17 protein-coding genes and 1 pseudogene are annotated in these 21,666 nt (G+C 50.8%); 8 read left to right on the forward strand and 10 right to left on the reverse strand.

The window, feature by feature from the left end; genetic code table 11:
- Window positions 1-286 precede the first annotated feature (286 nt).
- A complete protein-coding gene (locus OCY70_RS34430; RefSeq protein ID WP_213430003.1) occupies window positions 287-1,495 on the forward strand; it encodes a spr1629 family repressor/antitoxin in 1,209 nt (402 codons plus the stop codon).
- A 126-nt stretch (window positions 1,496-1,621) separates the two neighbouring features.
- Here the strand turns inward: OCY70_RS34430 and mqo are convergent.
- Window positions 1,622-3,121, reverse strand: a pseudogene (mqo, locus tag OCY70_RS34435) (malate dehydrogenase (quinone)).
- A 434-nt stretch (window positions 3,122-3,555) separates the two neighbouring features.
- On the reverse strand, window positions 3,556-4,143 hold the full coding sequence (locus OCY70_RS34440) for a uracil-DNA glycosylase (RefSeq protein ID WP_213430017.1): 588 nt from the start codon (window positions 4,141-4,143) through the stop codon (window positions 3,556-3,558).
- A 264-nt stretch (window positions 4,144-4,407) separates the two neighbouring features.
- On the opposite strand from OCY70_RS34440, the gene OCY70_RS34445 reads away from it, so the two are divergent.
- From OCY70_RS34445 to OCY70_RS34455, 3 genes are all read left to right on the forward strand, one after another.
- On the forward strand, window positions 4,408-5,040 hold the full coding sequence (locus OCY70_RS34445; protein ID WP_213430004.1) for a sterol desaturase family protein: 633 nt from the start codon (window positions 4,408-4,410) through the stop codon (window positions 5,038-5,040).
- Window positions 5,041-5,343: 303 nt separating this feature from the next.
- On the forward strand, window positions 5,344-5,583 hold the full coding sequence (locus tag OCY70_RS34450; protein ID WP_261945364.1) for a hypothetical protein: 240 nt from the start codon (window positions 5,344-5,346) through the stop codon (window positions 5,581-5,583).
- A gap of 304 nt (window positions 5,584-5,887) precedes the next feature.
- Window positions 5,888-6,589, forward strand: a complete 702-nt coding sequence (locus OCY70_RS34455) for a hypothetical protein (protein ID WP_213430006.1) — start codon at window positions 5,888-5,890, stop codon at window positions 6,587-6,589.
- 10 nt (window positions 6,590-6,599) lie between these two features.
- Here OCY70_RS34455 and OCY70_RS34460 read toward each other — a convergent pair whose 3' ends face one another.
- From OCY70_RS34460 to OCY70_RS35935, 6 genes are all read right to left on the reverse strand, one after another.
- Entirely contained in the window at window positions 6,600-7,514 is a 915-nt protein-coding gene (locus OCY70_RS34460) for an AAA family ATPase (RefSeq protein ID WP_213430007.1), read from the reverse strand.
- A gap of 50 nt (window positions 7,515-7,564) precedes the next feature.
- A complete protein-coding gene (locus tag OCY70_RS34465; RefSeq protein WP_261945365.1) occupies window positions 7,565-8,122 on the reverse strand; it encodes an AAA family ATPase in 558 nt (185 codons plus the stop codon).
- A gap of 138 nt (window positions 8,123-8,260) precedes the next feature.
- Window positions 8,261-8,740: a 23S rRNA (pseudouridine(1915)-N(3))-methyltransferase RlmH gene (gene rlmH / locus OCY70_RS34470; protein ID WP_213430009.1), complete on the reverse strand. Its 480-nt coding sequence runs from the start codon at window positions 8,738-8,740 to the stop codon at window positions 8,261-8,263.
- 402 nt (window positions 8,741-9,142) lie between these two features.
- Window positions 9,143-12,673, reverse strand: coding sequence for an S-layer homology domain-containing protein (locus tag OCY70_RS35925; RefSeq protein WP_306433966.1), 3,531 nt, complete (start codon window positions 12,671-12,673; stop codon window positions 9,143-9,145).
- Window positions 12,657-14,372, reverse strand: a complete 1,716-nt coding sequence (locus OCY70_RS35930) for a phosphodiester glycosidase family protein (protein WP_306433964.1) — start codon at window positions 14,370-14,372, stop codon at window positions 12,657-12,659. Before OCY70_RS35930 ends, OCY70_RS35925 begins: the two co-directional genes overlap by 17 nt.
- A complete protein-coding gene (locus OCY70_RS35935; RefSeq protein ID WP_306433965.1) occupies window positions 14,357-15,130 on the reverse strand; it encodes a hypothetical protein in 774 nt (257 codons plus the stop codon). The genes OCY70_RS35930 and OCY70_RS35935 overlap by 16 nt, the downstream gene beginning before the upstream one ends.
- A 364-nt stretch (window positions 15,131-15,494) precedes the next feature.
- Between OCY70_RS35935 and OCY70_RS34480 the strand changes: the two genes are divergently transcribed.
- Window positions 15,495-16,124 carry a nitroreductase family protein gene (locus tag OCY70_RS34480; protein ID WP_213430010.1) on the forward strand — a complete coding sequence of 210 codons (630 nt, stop codon included), beginning with the start codon at window positions 15,495-15,497 and terminating at the stop codon, window positions 16,122-16,124.
- Between the two features lie 959 nt (window positions 16,125-17,083).
- Here OCY70_RS34480 and OCY70_RS34485 read toward each other — a convergent pair.
- Window positions 17,084-18,049: a DMT family transporter gene (locus tag OCY70_RS34485; RefSeq protein ID WP_213430011.1), complete on the reverse strand. Its 966-nt coding sequence runs from the start codon at window positions 18,047-18,049 to the stop codon at window positions 17,084-17,086.
- 444 nt (window positions 18,050-18,493) lie between these two features.
- Between OCY70_RS34485 and OCY70_RS34490 the strand changes: the two genes are divergently transcribed.
- Entirely contained in the window at window positions 18,494-19,756 is a 1,263-nt protein-coding gene (locus tag OCY70_RS34490; protein WP_261945366.1) for a YhgE/Pip domain-containing protein, read from the forward strand.
- Between the two features lie 537 nt (window positions 19,757-20,293).
- On the opposite strand, the gene OCY70_RS34495 is transcribed toward OCY70_RS34490, so the two are convergent.
- Window positions 20,294-20,731, reverse strand: a complete 438-nt coding sequence (locus OCY70_RS34495) for a helix-turn-helix domain-containing protein (RefSeq protein ID WP_213430012.1) — start codon at window positions 20,729-20,731, stop codon at window positions 20,294-20,296.
- A 407-nt stretch (window positions 20,732-21,138) separates the two neighbouring features.
- Between OCY70_RS34495 and OCY70_RS34500 the strand changes: the two genes are divergently transcribed.
- Together OCY70_RS34500 and OCY70_RS34505 are read left to right on the forward strand one after the other, a co-directional pair.
- Entirely contained in the window at window positions 21,139-21,456 is a 318-nt protein-coding gene (locus OCY70_RS34500) for a hypothetical protein (protein ID WP_213430013.1), read from the forward strand.
- Window positions 21,453-21,665: a helix-turn-helix domain-containing protein gene (locus OCY70_RS34505; RefSeq protein WP_213430014.1), complete on the forward strand. Its 213-nt coding sequence runs from the start codon at window positions 21,453-21,455 to the stop codon at window positions 21,663-21,665. Before OCY70_RS34500 ends, OCY70_RS34505 begins: the two co-directional genes overlap by 4 nt.
- Window position 21,666 lies beyond the last annotated feature (1 nt).

Below are 21,666 nucleotides of genomic sequence, written 5' to 3' on the forward strand. Positions count from 1 at the left end.
TGCTACAGTCGGGCATGAGTTGCCGAAGGGAACAGCCAGCGGGTAAGAAGTGCAAGCGAGTACCGGAGAAACAGACTTAAAAAGTAGATTGGACTACAGGAGGGAGACGAATTTCCCCGAATGGAACCCTAAGTTCCATTGTCCAGAGACATTCCGGAAAGTCCAGTCCCCATATTAATTTTCAATGTGCAAGCTGGAAATTTTGAAGGCATTCTATGTTTCTATAAAGGACTGGAAAAAGACTCAAAACTGCCTTCAGGAAATACTATACGAGGAGGGAGCAGGCATGTTCATTGGTAAAAATCTAGCCAATTTACGGATCATGCATGGATATTCGCGAAAGCAGCTCTCCGAAATGTTAGGTGTTACAGAACAAGCCGTCTGGCAGTACGAGAACGCTTATACATCTCCGAAAATGCAGATCGTGAACGAATTGAAACGAATTTTTAGCGTAAAAAGTAAATACTTTTATACGGAAGACATGCTTGCACGGTACATGACGCCTGCCAATGTCGACGTAATGAACATCGCATATCGTTCAAAAGTACTGAATGTCATTTCGAAGACGCAAGCAGAAGCGAAGCATATTGAATATTTAGATGCTTTTGTTAACTATGTAACGGCCAAAGTCAGCCTTCCTACCTTAAAAATCATTAAGTTAAGGAACGAGGTTATTGAGTATTTAAACCATACAGGTGACGACAGATCTACTCAAATATATCATGTCGCTCATTTGGCGCGAAAAAGGCTCGACTTACCGAATTCTAATAATGATGATCTCATGTTCCTGATCGAAAAGAGCGGAGTGTTCGTTTTTGAGAAGGCGATTGGCAAGGAGATTGATGCTTATAGCCTCTGGACCCAAAACGATCGACCCTATATCATTTTGGGTAATATGAAACGATCGGCTGTTCGGAGGAACTTCGATATCGCACATGAATTGGGTCATTTGTTGCTTCATTATCGCCTTGAATTCGCTAACTTAGACCGGAAAGAGCACAAAATGATTGAGAATGAAGCGAATCTATTTGCCGGAGCATTATTACTGCCGGAAGACGAATTCGCAATTGACATGAAGGATGTATCCCATATCACGAATCCAGATGATTATTTAGATTTGAAAAAGAAATGGAAAACTTCGTTGCAAGTGTTGGGATATAGGGCAGCTAATCTTGGGATTATCGAACCCAAAGATCATCGGAACTTTTACGCGGCAATGCACCGGAAAGGTTATTTAAAAGTTGAACCGCTTGATGATATCATTCCAATCCAGAAACCAATGAAAATCAAAACAATCATTGATCTGGTTTCAAAAAGGGGTCTCTTGGATATTGGTCATATGATTGAAAACGATTGGAAAGTAGAAGTATCCTTCTTTCATCATATGACAGGAATTGATCCAAGCTTTTTTAATAAGTACATGACGAGAAACTTGGATTTCGGCTTCGACAATGTTACCAAAATACCTGAACGTATTTCTGCAGATAAAATATAAGTGATCATCCCCTTCAAGCAGTCACTCAAAAGAGACCTCAATTCATCATGAGGAAACACGTGAAGGGGATATTTTTATTGATGGATTATATTATGAAGTCGCCATCATTTTGATCTTTTGCACGGTCTACATGACAGGCTGCAGTTCACTGTGCAGACCAAGCGTCCGCGCTTTTTCCGTACGAATATCATGGATAAGCTCCGGGTTTTCCACTAGGGACAAGCCATAAGAAGGAATCATTTCTTTGATTTTCGGCTCCCACTCTTTCAGATGCTGCGGGAAGCATTTCTCGATGACCTCCAGCATGACGGAGACGGCGGTTGAAGCCCCCGGAGAAGCGCCGAGCAAGGCGGCTATCGATCCATCGGCGGCACTGACGACTTCCGTACCGAATTGAAGCGTTCCTTTACCGCCGGCAACCGTATCTTTGATGACTTGCACGCGCTGGCCCGCCACCAATAGATCCCAATCCTCGCTTTTGGCATTCGGAATAAACTCTCGCAACTCTTCCATGCGCTTTTCCTTGGATAACAAAACTTGCTGGATTAAGTATTTTGTCAACGACAGGTTTTTTGCGCCAGCCGCCAACATCGTCAATACATTATTCGGTTTTACCGAACCTATCAAATCGAACATGGAACCGGTTTTTAAGAACTTTGGCGAGAAGCCGGCAAACGGTCCAAAGAGCAGCGATTTTTTATTGTCGATAAATCTGGTGTCAAGATGCGGAACCGACATTGGAGGCGCGCCAACCTTCGCTTTTCCGTATACTTTGGCATGATGCTGCGCTACCACTTCCGGATTATTGCACACCATAAATAACCCGCTTATCGGGAATCCCCCAATATGCTTTCCTTCAGGAATGCCGCACTTTTGAAGCAAAGGAAGACTTCCTCCCCCGCCGCCGATAAAGACAAATTTGGCGGTATGGCGATCAATTTCGCCTTTATCATTCCGTACTTTCAATTCCCACAAGCCATCGCTCGTACGCTTAATATCCTCAACCCGATACTTGTAATGGATATCGACGTTTTTATTCTGTAAGTGATCGAACAATATGCGCGTTAAAGCGCCAAAGTTGACATCTGTGCCGGATTCGATTCTTGTTGCCGCTATCGGTTCATTCAAGGCCCGGTCTTTCATAATAAGAGGAATCCATTCCATCAATTTTTCCGGGTCATCGGAGAATTCCATCCCTTGAAACAGAGGATTGTTTGATAGCGCTTCAAAACGTTTTTTCAAAAACGCTACATTTTGCTCCCCTTGCACTAAACTCATATGTGGCAATGGCATGATGAAGTCTTGCGGATTCCGAATCAGATTGCTGTTGACAAGATAAGACCAAAATTGCAGTGAAACTTGAAACTGTTCATTCACTTTGATCGCTTTGCTAATATCGATGGTCCCGTCCGGCTTTTCGGTTGTGTAGTTCAGTTCTCACAGCGCAGCATGCCCCGTTCCCGCGTTATTCCATTCGTTAGAGCTTTCCTCTCCTGCGCTTGCCAGCTTCTCAAACACTGTAACTTCCCAGTACGGCACTAGTTCCTTCAACAATGTCCCCAAAGTCGCACTCATGATTCCAGCACCAATTAAGATAACGTCTGTTTCGGTTTGTCTGCTGCTCATTTTTACCGCCCTTATACTCTGATATTTGAAGAAAAGATGTAATCGCTCCTGCCTGCTCCCCCTAACACAGCAAGCCGGAACGTGATCGGAATCATATACCTTTTCTATTATTGCCTGATCATAGTATACCACTATCATTGAAAGATTAAGTTAATTACTATTATATGACAGTTAGAAAGTAAATAAAAGCCAGGAAATTCTCTAACGCTGGCCCTCAAGAGATAACTTATCTAAAGTTTCCTCTTGCGGATGATTAATCTTGAGAGGTTAATCGATGAAATTCTAACAGATATTATCCGCACCAATATGTTGAAATTTTTCGCTTTCCCTTATGATAGCTTATCGGGTCTCTCAGCAAAAAAAGGCCGCCGAAGTAATCGGTGGCCTGATTGTCGTGATTAAACGTGTCTTCTTGATTGAATATATGTATGCGTTTATATGGCCGGCGTTGATCTTTCCTTCAACTTCTCCTTCAATGCTTTCAAATCCTCTACGAAGAACCTCAGTAAATTGGGTCTTCTTCTTACGGCAAGCGGGTGATAGGTAAAGCTGATCGGGATACCCTGAAACTCGTGCCAGTTCCCTCGCAATTCCTTGACACTCGCATTCTCCTTCTGTGGAAATATTGCTTCCGCCACGACATTCCCAAAGCCAAATAATACCGACGGCTGCTTCTGCAGGAGCTGTAACTGTAGATGAGGAAAACATGCTGCTCTGGCCTCAGGCTTATTATAAGCACGCATCGGTCGGCATTTAAGCAAATAAGTGACATAAACCGCGTTTGTCTCGATACCCGCTTCCCTCATGCCGAGTTGGAGTGTTTCCCGGGTGCCGCACAAAAACGAATTTCCTTGCCGATTCTCACGGGCTCCCGGATTATCCAGGATCAACATGATCTTGGCTTTCGGATTTCCTTCACCCCAGATAACACGAGTCCGTTGCTTGGATAGCTCGCAACATTCACAATGCTGAAGACCTTCGGGCGCTTGTTCTTCAGGCAAGATGACAAAGGGATGATCCATTTCCGTGTCATGCAACTCGTTCCTTTGTCTCGCACGCAATGTATTCATTATCCCCCACCCAAAGCAAAAACTTGCCTTTCTTTAGGATACGGTTCCCCTGACTTATCCTGAGCGACGGCAATTTACTTGAATCAGCATTCCTAGTGATCAACCGGCAACACTCCCGTATTTCCTGCATATTCATAAATTAGCGCAGTAAAAAGTCGCTTCACAAGAAACACGGAAACGTTGGCCCTAAGTAATGGCACGAAGGAGGCGTTTTGAATGATGACTAAATATATAAAAGAGTTTTTCCTTTTTCCCGATATATGCATCATGTGCGGAATCTTATTGGTCAGTTTTAGCCTGCTCATTCCAGGCCTGACAACCATCGGCCCATGGATTGCATTCGCCATAGGCATGGCCGCTTATGCAGCCGCCGAGTATTTTACGCACCGGTTCCTGTTTCACCTAAAAACTCCGAAGAACCCCTTCTTTTTAAAATTGCTTAAGCGTTTGCATTATGATCATCACTCCAATCCGAATGACCTGCATTTGTTGTTTCTGCCCTTCTGGTATACTCTGCCGAATCTCGCCATCGCGGGAACCATCGCCTACTTTTTTTCAGCAAGCCTCGTGATTGCGAATGCTTTTATCGCTGGCGTGATCCTGTTTCTCTTGTTCTATGAGTGGAAGCACTATATCGCCCATCGTCCGATTACCCCCGTCTCCCCCTGGGGCCGATGGATGAAAAAAGTCCATTTATGGCATCACTATAAAAATGAAAATTACTGGTACGGCGTGACAAACCCGGTTTTTGATCTCGCATTGGGAACCTTTGAGGATCAAAAAAATGTCGAGCTAAGCCAGACGGCCCGCAACCTTGAACAACGCGATAGTAAAAAGCTTGATCTGTAAAGAAAAACAACCCGTCAAACGCCAAAGTTTGCGGGTTGCTTTTATAACCACCGACTTGCGACCCGGACAGTACCGCTCCAAGCGGAGCTAGAACACGTTAGAAGCCAATTAGAACAGGCTGAGTCCAAAAAGCGCCTCTATCTCGATCTCATTGAGCAAAATAAACTCGATAACTCAACCGTCGCTGAGCGAATACAGGAGATACAGGCCAAATTAAATGAACTCCAAGCGAAGAAATCACGGCTGGAGCTTGAACTAACCGAAGGCAATACGTCTCCTGTCGCTTTCGAGCAGGTGCGCGAGTTGATTCATGAATTCCATCAGGTGATCACCGCCGCGCAGTTCGAACAGCGAAAAACGTTGCTTCACCTGTTCATCAAGCGAATCACGATGGACACAAGCAAGAAGATCGACACGATTGAACTGAGCTTCGATGAAAACGTGGTTTCCTACGTCTCCGATTCTCCTGTTGCAATAGCGGCGGGGGATTCCCTCCAGCGAAAACAAGCACGGAAGCGGGAGAAAATCGAAATCGCCATCTGAATTTATGAAAACACTTTCAACTGATCACCTTAACGATTATGGGGTGAGCAGTTGTTTTATGGAAGCAAGACCGTCCGTCCACAGCCTGTATGACGCATGCAGAGTTAAAGTTCAGTCACCTTTAATTCGTAGCCAAATCGTTATACTACGTTTATATAGGTTAACGATACGGGGTGAGCATGATGAGCAAAAAGCAAGATCGACTCAAAAACGGAACGAACAAATTCATGCCCGGCAAGGTAGCGGCACTGGTCAAATGGAATAACAAGCCATTCCTGGACAAGTGATTGATGACAGTACACCTGTGAAGGAGTTGGTGGCGTGGTGTAATGATAAAGGCTTCCCGATCAGCATTCCTACCATGTACTCATACATCAGTCAGCGCCGGGAAGCGCTTGTAAACGCGCTCACTATGGAGCTTCTACACGCGAAGGAAGACCCACTCAAGAAGGCGTTGGAAGATTCAGCGCGGGATAAGGCAAGAGAAAAGGGCAATACACAGTATAAGGAAAACCGCGCCGAAGAACGTGCCAAGGTCAAAGCCGCGCTGGAAAAGGAATTGGCAAACCAAGACAGCCCGAAACGCATCCGACACGATCTGGAGCTACTGGACGAAGTAATTCAAAAGGGCTTCGACACGTTGAGCAAAATGGAAGTGATCAGTCCATTCACCGATATCAAGGCGATGGAGATGAAGCACAAGCTCACCAATGGCTCAACCGGGGGCTATACGCACTGGGGACTGGAGGAAATCAAGCTACGTGAGGCTGCACGGGAACAGGCCATCACAGCGGCAATTCTACAGTTCGTCCCGGTAGAGCAGCATGTCGCTGTGATCTCGCTTATGGAAACTGTGACGCGGGAGTATTACGAATCCATCGGCTTGGGTGAAGCATATGCCCAGCAAGTAGCAAGAGGAAATGGAAGATCATGCGTGACGAAAAGGAGAACGTCCATCACAGGCGTTCTCCTTTTGGTTTTTACGAGGGGGTGCTTTACAGCCTAATCTCGGTTAATCAAGAAACTTTAATATGATCTTCCAACACTTTATGAGCTATGCTATTTAACCACTCTTTAATTGGAGAGATAAAATCATCCCAGTTCTCGTGATTTGAAACCAATTCAACCACCTTACTTAATCCAACCGCGCGATTTATGAACCCAATTCTATCCAATATTTCATCTACATACTTATGTTTATTATCCACCTTTTGTATTTCTATTGCACACCCAATAATTTGATTCTGAGCATAAATGTCTCTTAGCTCTTTTAATAAGGAATGTATATAACGTTCTGGAGAAAAACCTTCTGGTAGATTAAATTGGGTGATGCGAGACAATACTTCGCGTCTCATTTTATCACTATGCTCTGTATTACCAGTTAACACTGCCTTTATCCTATCTTTCTTACTATCATCAGTGTTATACTCATCTCCATCTAAAACAAATAAACAGTCAGCATTCAGCCTGTTAGAGAGAGCTAGACCTGCTGCAACAGAAAAGCAATTAATTGCTGCTCCATATCGAGTAGTATTAACATATTTTGATAAATTCAAGCTATCAGCAACATGTTCTACAATTGTTTGAGCCAAATCATCTTCTACAAAAATCTCCAAGGGTTTCTCTTGCTCACCTGTCATTCGATATATCGTATCTGGCTTTGTATCAGAGAAACATAGTGTCTTTTCAGGAGTATTGTATAGATGACGGATATTAATCATCTCGTGTTCAGATAAAATATTAGGCGAATGTGTCGTAAATACTATTTGTAAGTGTTTTTCTTTTGCACGTTCATATAGAACTTTGATCATTCTTTTTAATGCAAAGGAATGTAACAACAAATCAATTTCATCAATTAAGATTAGAGAATACTTTGGCGCATTATATACTTCTGTTAAGATTTTAAATATACGTTGTTCACCAGCGGACATACTTAGAGAAGAATAGCGTATGTCCCCTAATTCGACTCCAAGGTAATTTGTTATAGTAGACGTATGTAGGTTATAGTATGTAGGTTATAAGAACTATAATCGCGATTCATTATAACTCCGGCTTTTTCTTTAATTAACTGTGATAGATCATCTGAAAAAGGAGTTGTAGTATATCTTATAAAGCTGTTTTGGGACTCCTCTTCAATTTTAGGCACACATGACCTAATTCCTATGTATACAACATTTCTTTGTGGTCTGCGATCATACTTTGGAGCCCATCTATCAGAATTCTTTGAGAAAGTTGTTTGTTCGTTTTCAATAAAATTTTTGTCATAACGATATTCATGAGTTATCATCAGCGAGCTACCTTGCCAAATCGAATCAGATGTAGGGGTAAAAAAATAGCTAAATTTATAGTTAAAGAATTTACTTTCATCCTCTGGCTTAAAGCAACAAGCCAGTGCATGTAATACTGTTGATTTACCTGATCCATTAATCCCAACTATTGCTGTCAATGGAGAACCAGAAAAATCAATTTCAAGATTGTTTAAATTTTTTAACTGCACCACATGCAACTTTTTTAGCCTTTGCTGCGATACATTAGCCACAAACTTAACCTCCAGATTTTTTCTTTTATTTTCAAGTATATCATAAACCATGTATCAAAAAGGTTAGTTGTCGAATCTACCAATACCTTGTCTAGATAAAGCTTCGAAGTGTACAACCAACAACATTATTTTTCGCCGTCACTTATGGTACGGTTCCCCCCGATTAATCTTCACCGCCCGGTAAATCTGCTCCACGAGCACCAGGCGCATTAGTTGATGCGGCAGCGTCATGCGGCCGAAGGACAGCTTCGTCTGCGCGCGGCGCAGGACGGCGTCGGACAGGCCATTGGAGCCGCCGATGATAAAGACGACGTGGCTTGTTCCGTAGGTCGCCAGGCGATCGATGTGGAAGGCCAGGTCCTCGCTCGACCAGAGCTGTCCGTCGATGGCCAGCGCCACCACATGAGCGTCCGGCTTGATGTGGCCAAGGATGCGGTCGCCTTCCCGCTCCTTCACCTGCTCCACCTCGGCGTCGCTCATTTTCTCGGGCGCTTGCTCGTCAGGGACCTCGACCACCTGGAATTTCGCATAGGGCGCCAGCCGCTTGCTATATTCGGCAATCCCCTGCACCAAGTATTTCTCCTTCAGCTTCCCAACGCATACCAATTGAATGAACATTCGTCTCGCTTACCCCGTTTCGTTTTGTTTACTTTATCCAAAAGAGAACCATCGCCTCTTAAAGTACCATCATTGCTTCTAGTGTACCCGACATTTCCTCGATGCGTCTATTCAACGCCGCCAGATATCCCATCTTGCTCGCGTTGTGCTATCAGCAGCCCCCCATGAGCAGCTATAACTTTCACGTCGCTTCCGCAAAAACCACGCTCGTCTATGACCTAACCTCAAGCTCCATTCCCGTTATCCTGACCGAATGGGATACTGACGATAAGACCTTGAGCATACCCACGAACCCCCGACCTTCATTTATTCTGCATAAAAATACCACGCATTAAAAAGGCGCCCTCACATAGAGAGCGCCCATCCCAACAAATTCACTATCCTATTCTGCTGCTTAATAGCTCATTCCTGTTTCTGAACCAGCGCCAATACCCGGTTCAAGAAGACCGCGACTTCGGCCCGGGTCGCGTAACCGTCCGGACGCAGCTTGCTGCCGCTGCCTTGAATAAGCCCTTCGTCCAGCAAGGCGGCAAGCGCCTCCTTCGCATAGCCGGATATCTTCTCATGATCGGCGAATTGGGTCAACACGGCCGGATCGCTCGTCAGCTTCAGCTTGCCGACGTGCTCCAGTGCGCGGGCTGTCATCGTGAAGAAATCTTGGCGGGTAACCGCATATTGCGGCCCAAAGAAGCCATCCCGCTTGCCCCGTACCAATCCCAATTTCTTTGCGACCGCAATCGCGTCCGCATAGTAGACCCCGGCGCCCACATCAGCGAAGCCAGAGCCGCTCGCCCCTTCGCGGCCAGCCGCTTGAAGCTCCAGTGCCCGCACGAGCATCACCGTGTAGTCTGCCCGGGATATCTCCGACTGCGGCGCGAACCGTTTGCCGCCGATGCCGCTAATGATGCCTCTAGCCGCCAAGGCGTCTATCGATGTCTTCGCCCAGCCAAGCTGTCCGATATCGTTGAACTCATCCGCATAGAAGCTCACTGCCGCAACACCAAAGGTGTTCACCGTAAAAAACACCATACCGGACTTCGCATCATACCGCGCATTCGGAACCGTGATAACCCGGCCGTCCGCATCTACCGTCCGGACGACGATGCGATGCGGCTGCGCCAGCTCCCGCGCAGCCGGTTCATATGGAACGGCGACAAGCACGCGTTCCCCAAGCTTTCCGGCGGACAGCGGCTTCCCGTCCGCCAGCAGCGACAGCTCCACCGCAGGGCGGCCGCCTGCCTGCGCAGCCAGCCCCGCCGGCCATGCGCTGCGGTCGGCCTGGGCGATGACGATGCTCACCGTCTTCGCATCGTCCGCCAATGCCCCTTCCGGCACCAGTCCCGACGGTGCCGTCACGGTCGCCTGCGGCCTCACGATCTCGTATTCTTGCCGCAGGCTCGAATCCGACACCGCCGCCGCAGGCAGCGACAGCGCGACGCCGGTCGCGTCCTTGTCCGCATCCGTCTCAATGCGGACCCTCTTCACGCCAATCCGGCCCGGCTCCACCTTCGCGGCCGGCTCCGGCGGCTTCGGCGTCACGCTCGGCTCCGTCCGGGACCCGCCAGAGTCACTCGGCCGTTCCGGCTCTGGCTCTGGCTTCGGCGGCTCCACGGCCAGCGTCACCGTCAGCCAGAAGTCGGCGTACTTCGGCGCATCCGCCTGGCTCAGCGCGCGGATGACCGCCGTCCCCGGCTTCACAGCCGTAATCAGGCCGTGGTCGCTTACCGTCGCCACGCCCTCCGGCGCAGAGCGGTATACCGACCAGATGACCGACGGATCGGCCGTCTCCGGCAGCACGGACACGTTCAACTGCAAGGTCTCGCCCGCCTTCAAGGTGCCCTCCGTCCGGTCGAGCCGGACCTCGTCGACGATAACCTCGGGCAGACGGTCGACGGTAATGACGCTGTCGGCATAAACCGCTTCGACGACGCTTGTCGCCCGAACGACGGCCGTGCCGAGCGCATGGGCGGTTACGACGCCGTCCGCCGTGACCGAAGCGACGCCATCGGCGGAAGAGCGGTAGACGGACCACGTCACCGTCTTATCGCTCGCCTCGGCCGGCAGCACCGTCGCCTTCAGCTTCACGCTCTCCCCGACCGCCAGCTTCGCCTGCGGCGGATCCAGCACGACCTCGGCCGGAGGCACCGGCTCCGTCGTGCCCTTCCGCAGCGTGAACTGATCGACTAGCCGGTCGCCGAGCGTCTTCACCGTAAACGTCAGCTCGCCGCCGCGAATATCGACGGCGCCGTAGATCTGCGTCTGCTCGCCGTCCACCTTATACTGCCATTCGCGCGGCGTCACGGCATAGAACTTCGGCCCGGTCGAGCCGCCGACGACATACGTCGTGCCCTCGCCTTCACCGACCGGCTTCCCCCCGCGCATCGGATACGAACGGACATAGACATGGTCATGCCCGTTCATCGCCAGATCGACATGGAACTCGTCGAACGTCGACGTCCACGCCTCGCGGATATGGGCAGAGTCATAGACGCTGCCGTACGGACCGCGATGGAAGGTGACAATCTTCCAGGTCTTGTCCGTGGCGGCCAGGTCGCGGCGCAGCCATTCCTTTTGCTCCTGGAAATCATATTCGCTGTTCAGCACCACGATGTGGGCATTGTGATAATCGAAGGAATAATTGCTGCCTTTGAGACTGTCGATTCCATTTTGCGGGTTATTGAAATGCGCCAGGAAATCGTCATTTTTCCGGGTGCCCGTCACCTCGTGGTTGCCGACCACCGAGACGATCGTCGTCTTTGTCAAGATGTCCTGCGCTTCCTTGAACCACAGATTCCATTCATTTTCCTTGAAGCCGTCCTCCACCATATCCCCGGCCTGCAGGATGAAATCAAAGTCCGGATGATCGGCCGCGGCTTTGCGAAGAATATTGCCCCACAGCTTGAAGCCGGCGGCATTGGAGGCCTGCGAGTCGCCGAAGAACAAAAACTTGGTCGGCTCTTCCGGCATTCCCGCCGTCCGGAACGAGCCCTCGCTCACATGGCTGCCGCCATCGCCGACACGATAGACATAAGCGGTGCCAGGCTCCAGCCCGTCCACGACCGCTTTGTGCACGCGCACGGTACCGATATCCCAGGTATGATACAGGCTGCTCGTGCCGTTCACCTTGAGGACGCCGGCTCCGTCAAAGCCGGAAAATCCGTCCCGCTTCGCCACCTCGACCACCGTCGCTTCCACGTTCGCATGCGTATGCCAGGCGAATCCGCGCGACACGGCCGGTTCTGCTCCCATGGCCACACTGATATTGTACGGCTCGCTGCTGCCCGCAAGCGGCGATACCTTGAACTTCACGATCGGACTGTAGCGATCCTCCTTCATCGCCTGCAGCGCATACTCCTTGACCGTCCCGGTCAAGGTGCGGGTCGCAAGCTTGCCCTCTTCATCGGTAACGCCAATCTCCTGCCCGTCCGCCGTCATCAGCCGCACGCCTTCTACCGGCTGGCCCTGCTCATCGACGACGCCGAACACCGTCTCATTCCCCTGGGCGATGCCGTCCGGGTTCCAGGTCAGCCGCAGATGGTACTGCACGGCCGCCACCAGCGGCAGCCCGAAGAAATCGAAGTCGGCGTCATCCTGATCGGCGAACGCGATCAAACCCGATCGGAAATTGACCCGCAGCTCGCCCTCGGTGTTCGTCTTTACCCGGTACCGGATCTGCGCCAGCACATCGTCGTCGGACAGAATCAAATCGGACAGGCCCGTGAACTTAAGCTCCACCGCGCCGCTGGCCGGATCGACCGTTGACGCAAGATGGCTATCCTGGAGCTTAGCCCCAGGCATGACCTCCAGCCCTTCCGCCTGGGCCGGGTCGAAATCAAAAGCGATGCTTGCCCGGCGGATATCGGAAGCACGGAGAGCGGTAACATCGACCGTATACGTGCCGCCGGCATACACATTATCAGGGCCGGTATACATCAATTTCGGAGCCCCCGTATCGACCTCGAACCTCCACTCCTTCTCCGTCCGGGTTGCCGGACAAGTCCTTGACCCGCACCTTCACCGTATGCACGCCGTCCGCGAGCGGCACCGGCGGAATATACGTGATTTTGCCCTTGGGCGGGTACAGACTGTGCGACACGAGCTTCCCGTCGACCATCATGCGGATCGATTCGGGATCGATAAGCGTCGTGCCCGGATGGGCCAACGGATCATACCCGGCATCCTCGGCGTACACATGAATCTCCGGCGTCGCCGTATCTGCCGTCCTGCCATCAGCCGGAGTGAAATCCTTCAAGATCGGCGGCTCCAAATCATCCTCAGCCGGCCCGTACAGCGCCCGAATCTGATCGATAAAAATAACTCCCGCCGTCTTGTTGTCATTCTTCGTCTCCATATACCGGATCGGCCGATCCATCGTTAACGGCAGCGGTCTGCCCTTCGGCACTTCCGCCTCCAGGTAGCGCCATCCGGTGAAATCAACGCCAACCTTCTCCTCGGTGAAATCCAGGGCCACCGCCGCGTTATTGCCGTCGCGGATCTGGCCGCGCAGCCAGTGCGCCTTGCCGTCGCCATAGACCCAGACGCTGATCTTCTCCGGGTACCCTGGAATCTGGATGCGCGACGCATCATCCTTCGCAGCCAGGTAGGCGCCGGATATGCCGACCGTATCGGTGAAATCATATTCCAGCTTGGCCGAGGAAGAACCGAAACGGACGAACTCCTCATTCGTCTCTGCACTGACACGGACACTTCTATACCGATCCCCGCTTGTCGCCAAATACCGGTCCATGCCCGATTCGAAATCCTCCAAAATGACGGGAGGCAATCCGACATTGACCTCCATCGAGGCTTCAATGCCTCCGTAAGCGGCGACAATGCGCCCGCTCTTCTCCGTCTCCTCCGTCGCCGTGAAAACGCCGTTCTCGTCGATTGTCCCAATCGGCCCCTCCACCCGCCAAGTGAAGCGGCGGTTGTCGGCCACGATATCCTGCCCGTCCCGCAGAGCGCTCACCTGAAGGGTAACCTTCTCGCCGGATGCGAAGGTGCGGACGGTATCCGGGAAGCGCAGCTCGGTCAACTCCTTCACCACCTCGACCTCCCCTTGGCCAGTCAAGCCGCCGAGAGAGACCTTCACCTCGGCGAGTCCGGCGGAATCGCCTGCCGTGAACAAGCCGTTCTCATCGATGGTTCCCATAGCCGGATCAACGCTCCATTGCGGCGTGCCCGCAACTTGAGCCGGGTGACCGTTCGCATCGATGCCCGCCGTCTTGAACGTGTAAGAAGACCCGGCCAGCACCCGCTCCAGATTCGGCTGCACCACCAGCCGCGCCGCTTCGCCCTCCGGCGCCTTGTTCACGAGCAGCAGCCCGTTGGCCGTCTTCCGCTCCCCGCCGTCGGACGGGCGGTTCAAGATGCGGCGCTCCGGCATGCCCGGCAGCCGCGCCACGAACGTGGAGGAGCCGCCGCCATCGAGACAGAGCGCGTTGACGACGCCGATGTCCTTCATCACCTTCGCCAGGTCGTCATACGACACGCCCTCGCTGAAGCCCGGCGCCCTGCCGTCAATCTCGATCATGACCATCGAGCCGTCGGCCTTCGTGCCGATCGCGACGCGCGGATAGAGCGCCTTGTCGCTCTGCGGCTGCACCTCGCCGTCCTTCAACAGTTGGGCCACGCCGCCGACAAGACGACCTTGCCCTCGGCGAGCGGCGTATCGCCCGCATGCAGCCTTAGCTCGGACACTTTCAGCTTCAGCGTCTGCCCGCTCTTTACCTCGCCGGACATCACGTCCAGCACCACCTCGTCTCCAAGCTGATTCGTCATCGTCGATGTATGGAAGGCGTACGTATACAGCATCAGCTTGTCTCCCGTGCCGCGCATGCGGTTGATGTCCGATAGTTCCACATCCTTGCCGCCGATATGAAGCGTCCGCTTAAGGACCGGACTCAACTCGTAGACGGTCGTGCCGTCTTCCTTCAAGCCGAAGGCATACCAACTGGCAGGCTCAGGCGGGCTGACCAGGATCTCGCCGTCCCCCATAAAGAGGCCGAGCGGCACGCCAGTGGACATGTCATAGAAATCGCCGTTGATGGCCGCGATAACCCGGTTCCCCGGCTTGTCCGCATCGCTTGCCATCTTGGTCACCCCCTGCATGCCGTACACTTTGCCGTCCGTCATGCCCGGCTCCAGATCGAGCGCCTCATTTTTCGGATCGAATTCGATGAAATGCACCTTCTCCAAGCCTTGCGGAAGCTTCATGTCGTACCAGGTGTATGTGGCTCCCGGGCCGATCTCCATCTGCCTCCGATCAAGCACCTGCCCGAACTCGGTCTGCGGCAGCCCGGCAGCCAGAGCTTGTCCGGCGGGAGCGAGCAGCGACCAGAGCAGGCACAGGCTCAGAAGCAAGGCCGGCCTCTTTCGTTTCCATTTCATCCCTCATCCATTCCTCCTAAAATAAAATTTCAGAGAGCTCCCTTAAGAACCTATATGTATGCCGCCGGGAGCGCCAATATGTGTTTCATTCGGCGTTTATGACTTTCTAAATTGTCAGAATTAGCAGAATACCTCCAGCCGCCTTTCGCCCAGCAATCTGAATTCAAATTAGCATAAAAATCCGCTTACGGGCCGTCCGAAGCCCATTCTTATCAAAATCTTATCAATTCGCTGTGCTCGGTTCGCATGCCTTAAAATTAAAATAACAAAAATAATGTTAATTTTATTATAATATGTACCTACTTTTAATAAGTAAAGGTGGTAAAATAGGACCATCAATGATTTTCGAGGAGGACGGTTTACCATGACACAGGATTTTGAAGCTATCATCAAGGAAAGACGATCCGCCAATAAATTTATAGAGAACATCGCTATCTCCGAGCCGGAGCTGGAAGAAATTTTTTCGCTGGTGAAGTTCGCCCCGTCCGCATTCAATTTGCAGCATGCGCATTACGTAACCGTAACGGATGGAGAGCTTAAGGAGCAGCTATACGAGGCAGCGAACAAGCAGTACAAGGTCAAGACGGCTTCGGGCGTCATCGCCGTATTGGGAAGCACGGAATCCCATCTGAAGGCACGGGAGCTGAACGAATGGTTGGTCCACCTCGGCGTGCTGAGCCGGCAGGAGGCGGACATGATGGCGGAGGATACGATTCGCTTCTATGAAGAGCGCGGAGAGACATTCAAGCGGGATGAGGCGATTCGCAATGCCAGCCTGTCCGCTATGCAGTTCATGCTCGCGGCCAAGGCCAAGGGGTGGGACACCTGCCCGATGATCGGCTTCGATCCGGACAAGGTGCGGGCGATTCTGAATATTCCCGACAAATACATCCCGGTCATGCTGATCGCGATTGGCAAGCAAGACGCGTCCAGCCTGCGGCCGCGCGGTTACCGCAAGCCGGTGCGCGAATTTGTGACTCAGCAGCGCTTTTAATCGGATGACTATCCGATCACGAGTCACAGACGAGAAGCTTTATTTCAATACATAGCACGCCAAAAAGGGACTTTCCCATAGGCATTGAATCATGACGCAGGGCAAGACGGGACAATAGAGACTGTAGAGGTGGAAAAGGCGGCGGCGGGACTGGCGGCGGAAGATCGTCGTGAATCCTGCATTTGTGCAGGAATTTCCACTGTTTCAGCCGCTATCTGATACAATTCCTGCAAATGTCAAGCAGGTGGAAAACCTGTATTACGAAGGGGTGGAGATGTCCATTGACCTAATCAAAACTTGGCACTCAGAGCGTTTTAAGTCGATTTTTTCTACTGAGAGACGAGATCCACCATATAAAAAATGAAGTAGCGAAAATTCCCATGGACTTCTCAACGGCCTGATTTTACGGGATCCAAGAGACCGCGTCGGATCCTGGAGGCATCATCGCCTTCAGGAGGCAACATTGCATTCAGGAGGCAACATTGCCTCCTGGGGCTTGAACGTGTGAAGGGAATTGCTGCTATTTTACAGGAATTTCGGCTCAATGAGTTCACATCCCGAGGAATTGCTGCAAATCTACATCATTTTAGGCCCTTTTGCTTCAAGTCGAAGAGCAACGGGTGAAATTCCTGCAGTTTTGCAGGATTCCCTTTCTGGGAAAGTCGTCCATATCGAATTGCTGTAGTTGCGCAGGATTTCGCTTACCGAATAAGCGTGTCTGGAGAAATCGTGCCTTTTTGCGGATTTCGCACCATAGCGTTTTAAATCGATTTTTTCTACTGAGAAACGAGATCCACCACATAGGGAAAACTGTATTTCCGCAGCTTTTTCGGAAAGTCGCGCTGTGGAGCAGGGCGGGGCTGTCTCACTATAGGTAAAACCTACTTAGGGGACAGCCCTTTCTCTGGCCTCGTCCGATTCATACTATCCGCCGCCTTCCCGGCTTCCGCCAAGAAGGTTCAAGAGCCGCTGCTGCAGCCTTTGGTCTCCGCCGCCTGATGATACCCGCGATTGTCCCCTTTCCGCAGACGGTGCTGGCGCAGCCATTCCTCAAGGGCGCCCGAGCCGAACAGGACGCCGATCAGGATGAGCACGAACCCTGACATCTGCACGAGCGTGACAGCCTCGCCCAGCAGGAGCGATGAACCGATCAAGGCGAAGAACGGATTCAGATTGATGAAGATCGACGCCTCCGCGGCGCCGACCTGGCCGATCGCGTAATTGTACGTCATATGTCCGACGGCCGTCGCGATCACCGCCGAACCAAGGAAGACCGCCCACAGCCCGATATCGGTCTGCACCATGCTGGCCATCCCCTCCGGCTCCAGCACCCGGCTTAACGCGTACAAGCCGAAAGACCCGAAAAACAGCATATATCCCGTCATCAGCCGCGGATCGAGCGTGGCGGCCATTTTTTTAATCAGAATGAAGCTGATCGCCTGCGCCAGAATGGCCAGGAACACATACACATCCCCGATCGAGACGCCGCTCATCCCCGAGCTGCCATGCGTAACGATGAAGGCGACGCCGGACAAGCCGAGCACGATGCCGGTCATATTGAACCAGGTCATCCGGGTGCCGAGGAACAGAATCGCCATCAGCGTCGTCAATAACGGTCCCAGACCGAGAATCAAGCCGCCGTTGGAAGCCGACGTATTCGCCAGGCCAAGGGACAAAAAATAATGATGCCCCACCACATTGAACAAGGAAGCGACCAGCACATAGCCCCATTCCTTGCCCCGCAGCAGCCGCAACTGACGCATCGGAACGAGCAGCAGGAACACGCTTAGCGCCGCCGTCATAATGCGGAATGCGGTCATCGTGACCGGCATGAAATTCGTCACCAGCACCTTCGTCGCCGTCACGTTCAAGCCCCATGCGACCATTACACCGACCAGCATGACATAGATGGCGTATTTTTTCACGCAAACCCACTTCTTTCTGTCTGACTTCGGAAGAATCATGGATGGTTTTCTTCAGTAACTAATCCATCCTCTCATATCCGCGCCATTTGTCAAGACCGGGGAGTCTCTCCCATTTCCATGAAGACCTTCCTTGCAATGCAGCAAGCGCATACATTTACCGCGATCACGGATCGATCCCTCCGTCCTCGCCAGCCCGTCCGCATGATTGGATTTCCTTTGGCAAATACTGAAAACAGTACATCTGGAAGCGGAGGCCATCATGAACCATATTTTTTCCATTTATGCGAACGACCTGAAGCGAATCGGATCCAATTGGGCCGCCACCGTCATCATTCTCGGCTTGAGCATTCTTCCGTCCCTGTATGCGTGGTTCAATATTGAAGCATCAGTAATACGCGCGGCATCCAAATCGCGGTCGTCAACCTCGATCAAGGGGCAACGATTATGGACCAGCCCGTCAATATCGGCAGCGAGGTCGTTGAGAATCTGAAAACCAATACCCTTATCGGCTGGACCTTCGTCGACAAGGATCAAGCGATGAGAGGCGTAAGCCACGGCGATTACTACGCCAGCATCCTCATTCCGGAGGACTTCTCCGCCCATATCGGATCCGTGTTGTCGAACGAGCCGATCAAGGCCGAGATTCTCTACTTTGTGAATGAAAAAATAAATGCCGTCGCTCCAAAAATTACGTCTAAGGGCGCCACCGGCATCATCGAGGAGGTCAGCGACAACTTCGTCAGAACGGCCAACCGGACGATTTTCAAAATCTTCAATGAGCTCGGGGTTAAGCTGTCCAATGAGTTGCCGACCATTGAGAAGGTGAAGAACCTCGTCTTCAAGCTGGAAAAATCATTCCCCCGCTTCTCGGATGCGGTGAACACCGCGATGAAGGACGTGACTACGGCGGACCGGATCGTGAACGAGGCGTTGAAGAATCTGCCCACCGTCGCCCAACTGGCGAAGGACGCGCAGCAATTCTCGTCCAGGCTCGCCGACTTGCTCCAATACAGCCGGGAAGGCATCGAGACCATCTCCCCGTTCATTAAGCAAGACTTGAGCACCCTGCAGCAGGCGGCCGAATCGGTGAACCAGGTTACGGCGATTCTTCAGGACGTCACCGCCGATCCGTCGCTGGCCAGCAAAGGGCTTGGCCGGCTGTCGGAGAAGCTGGGCGCCGCCGTGAAGATTGCGGACAGCACGGCCGATTGGTTCAATCGGCTCAGCCAAGCCGTCACCGGCGGGCAGCTCCACGGCGTAGCCGACAGACTGCGGCAGCTCTCGGACAATCTTGCCCAGCAGGCCGCGACCGTCAATGAGATCAAGGCGGCCGTCGATCGGGGCGAAGAGGTCGGGGCCGATCTGCTGGATCATCTCCATCGGCTGTCCGAGGATGCGGGAGCCATTGCGGGGGATCTGCTGAACCGGTACGACAGCGAGATTAAGCCTGCCATGCTGCAAGGCGTGGACAAGGCGGCCGGGGACGTCGCCAAGGTGCAGCAGGTGCTCCAGGATGCCATCAAAACTATTCCGGACATCGAGACGTTGTTGAAGGACGCCTCGAAGGTGATCGCCATCGGCACCGAGAAAATTCCGGTAATTCAGAAGAACCTGCCTGCCGTTCAAGCCAAAATTACGGAATTTGCGGATAAAATCCGTGCGTTTGAGGAGCAGGGCGATATTACTGTACTCTCTCAGAATAAATGACAAAGACAAAGGGACAAAAAAGTACCGGGAAAACGAGGGAAATACTGATAATGCAGGGGATTACCCGGGATTCGGATAATAAAAGTTGAGACACAAATGATGAAAGAAAAAATCACCAAGAAGAAATTCAAAAAAATGCGCGAAAGCCTTGATATATCAAGGCTATCGGCGTTTTTTTTGTGCTTCATTTGGAAGTTATCATTGATGGAGTGCCTCAGAAAGAAGCTTCTCGTGATAACGCGCGTCATTTTCGACGTCACCGTGCGTTATAGGAGACTAAAAAAAAACGAAAAAAACCCGGCACATCAAGGCTTCGGCGGATTAACGGCTCCGTTACACACGAGTTAAAGATGTTCGCAAAAGACCGTTAAAAATACAAAAGACGTCGTTGAATAAAAGGGACATTTCGAACAAAGCAGTTAAAGGGTGTCCCATTGCACTTATGGCGCGGGTTACGCTCCATTTTTATAAACAAAAAAATGCGTACTGCAATGGGACAAAAAAATGATGTGAAATCCTATCATTTTATTCAAAAAATTAAGCAGTTCTACTGGCTGCTTCTTCTCTTCCGTCTCCATTCGTTGAGCGAGATTGTTTACTGGAACTGTCAGTTTTAGTCTTACGTTCTGACAGATATATCTCGATGCGTTCTTCTATTCTACCTTGTTCTTTTTCAGTCAATTGGTGAAACTTCGCGAGCAACTCGATATCTGAATATGAAAGCTCGGGTAGTTCTGAATTCAGTCTTTTACTGACTTCATTCTGTGCGAAGATTTCTTTCTCACCCTTCAGAATCCAGTCAGTAGAGACGTTGAAATAATCGGATAAGGTGATTAGATATTTCCCTCCTGGTATGCTCCCCTTCTCCCATTTGTTTACGCTCCCCCTAGACGCACCAATCGAATCTTCTAGTTCGTTCATTGAAAGCCCGGCTTGTTCCCGTAAAAAGCGCAATCTCTCACCGATTGTTTTCATAGCAATAACCTCCTGTTTGGAAATAAGTCTGTATTCAACGGAATATAGTCTTGGTTTTTATGAATTAAGTCTGTAAAAGAGGTTGACATTACTGACTATAGTCTGTAATATGATAGATAGATAGTGAATCATATCATCAAAAGCTTATCACACATCGAGAGTCGAAAACAGATGAATTACCTGCTCCTTGACAATTAAATAGCAAGAAATCGGAGAATTATAATTCCTCAACGGAAGGATGGTGATTGCAAGATAATTTCAATATAGTGTCCAACAACATCATGCAATATACCCATTAAACGCAAAATAGCGGCCGCCTTGCACAGTGACCGCTGCATGCTCCTTGACAACTAAATAAGCAAGGGATTCACAGATTAATCATTTCAATTGGAAAGGAGGAATGAAATGTGAGTTCCAGTTTGAGTAAAACACTAAAGGAACAAATCGAATCCACTGACACGATTATACGTGAATTAGTGGGAAGTGTAGATGTTTCGTCGGCTGGAAATGAGGTAGTAATAGCTACTGCACAAGGGAGCGCCCTTGATGCATATGGCGATATGTTGGCAGTCCATGAGCGTGAACTCGTTGAGGAACTGCGACGGCTGGTGCTGGAGTATAGCGCCAAAATCGCTGCAAACCGCCAGTTACAACGGGCGATAGGGCGAGAGGCTGAAAGACGGGAAATCATCAAAGAACGAATTAAAGCAGGTGAGCATATATGAAAAAACGCAAACTATCACCTATCGGTGTAATCATCAAAAAGCGCCTCGCAGAAATGAATATGACGCAATATGAACTTGCGGCCCTGGTAGGAACGAGCAGTAACTATATCTACCTGATTATGATTGGGGAACGCTCTGGAAAAAGCTTCATCCCTAAGTTAGCTCAAGTCCTTGGCATTGAATCGCATGAGCTTAGCAGAACGGCTTAGA

It is taken from the genome of Paenibacillus melissococcoides (genome assembly GCA_944800085.1).
GTDB classification, from domain to species: domain Bacteria; phylum Bacillota; class Bacilli; order Paenibacillales; family Paenibacillaceae; genus Paenibacillus_B; species Paenibacillus_B melissococcoides.

Excerpts from the sequence above, each read along its gene's own strand:
- OCY70_RS34460 (WP_213430007.1), bottom strand. The coding sequence starts at position 7,514 with ATGTCCGCTGGTGAACAACGTATATTTAAAATCTTAACAGAAGTATAT.
- OCY70_RS34440 (WP_213430017.1), bottom strand. The coding sequence starts at position 4,143 with ATGGATCATCCCTTTGTCATCTTGCCTGAAGAACAAGCGCCCGAAGGT.
- rlmH (WP_213430009.1), bottom strand. The coding sequence starts at position 8,740 with ATGTTCATTCAATTGGTATGCGTTGGGAAGCTGAAGGAGAAATACTTG.
- OCY70_RS34495 (WP_213430012.1), bottom strand. The coding sequence starts at position 20,731 with ATGAAAACAATCGGTGAGAGATTGCGCTTTTTACGGGAACAAGCCGGG.
- OCY70_RS34490 (WP_261945366.1), top strand. The coding sequence starts at position 18,494 with ATGGACCAGCCCGTCAATATCGGCAGCGAGGTCGTTGAGAATCTGAAA.
- OCY70_RS34505 (WP_213430014.1), top strand. The coding sequence starts at position 21,453 with ATGAAAAAACGCAAACTATCACCTATCGGTGTAATCATCAAAAAGCGC.
- OCY70_RS34480 (WP_213430010.1), top strand. The coding sequence starts at position 15,495 with ATGACACAGGATTTTGAAGCTATCATCAAGGAAAGACGATCCGCCAAT.
- OCY70_RS35925 (WP_306433966.1), bottom strand. The coding sequence starts at position 12,673 with ATGTATACCGGCCCTGATAATGTGTATGCCGGCGGCACGTATACGGTC.
- OCY70_RS34445 (WP_213430004.1), top strand. The coding sequence starts at position 4,408 with ATGATGACTAAATATATAAAAGAGTTTTTCCTTTTTCCCGATATATGC.
- OCY70_RS35935 (WP_306433965.1), bottom strand. The coding sequence starts at position 15,130 with ATGAAATGGAAACGAAAGAGGCCGGCCTTGCTTCTGAGCCTGTGCCTG.
- OCY70_RS34430 (WP_213430003.1), top strand. The coding sequence starts at position 287 with ATGTTCATTGGTAAAAATCTAGCCAATTTACGGATCATGCATGGATAT.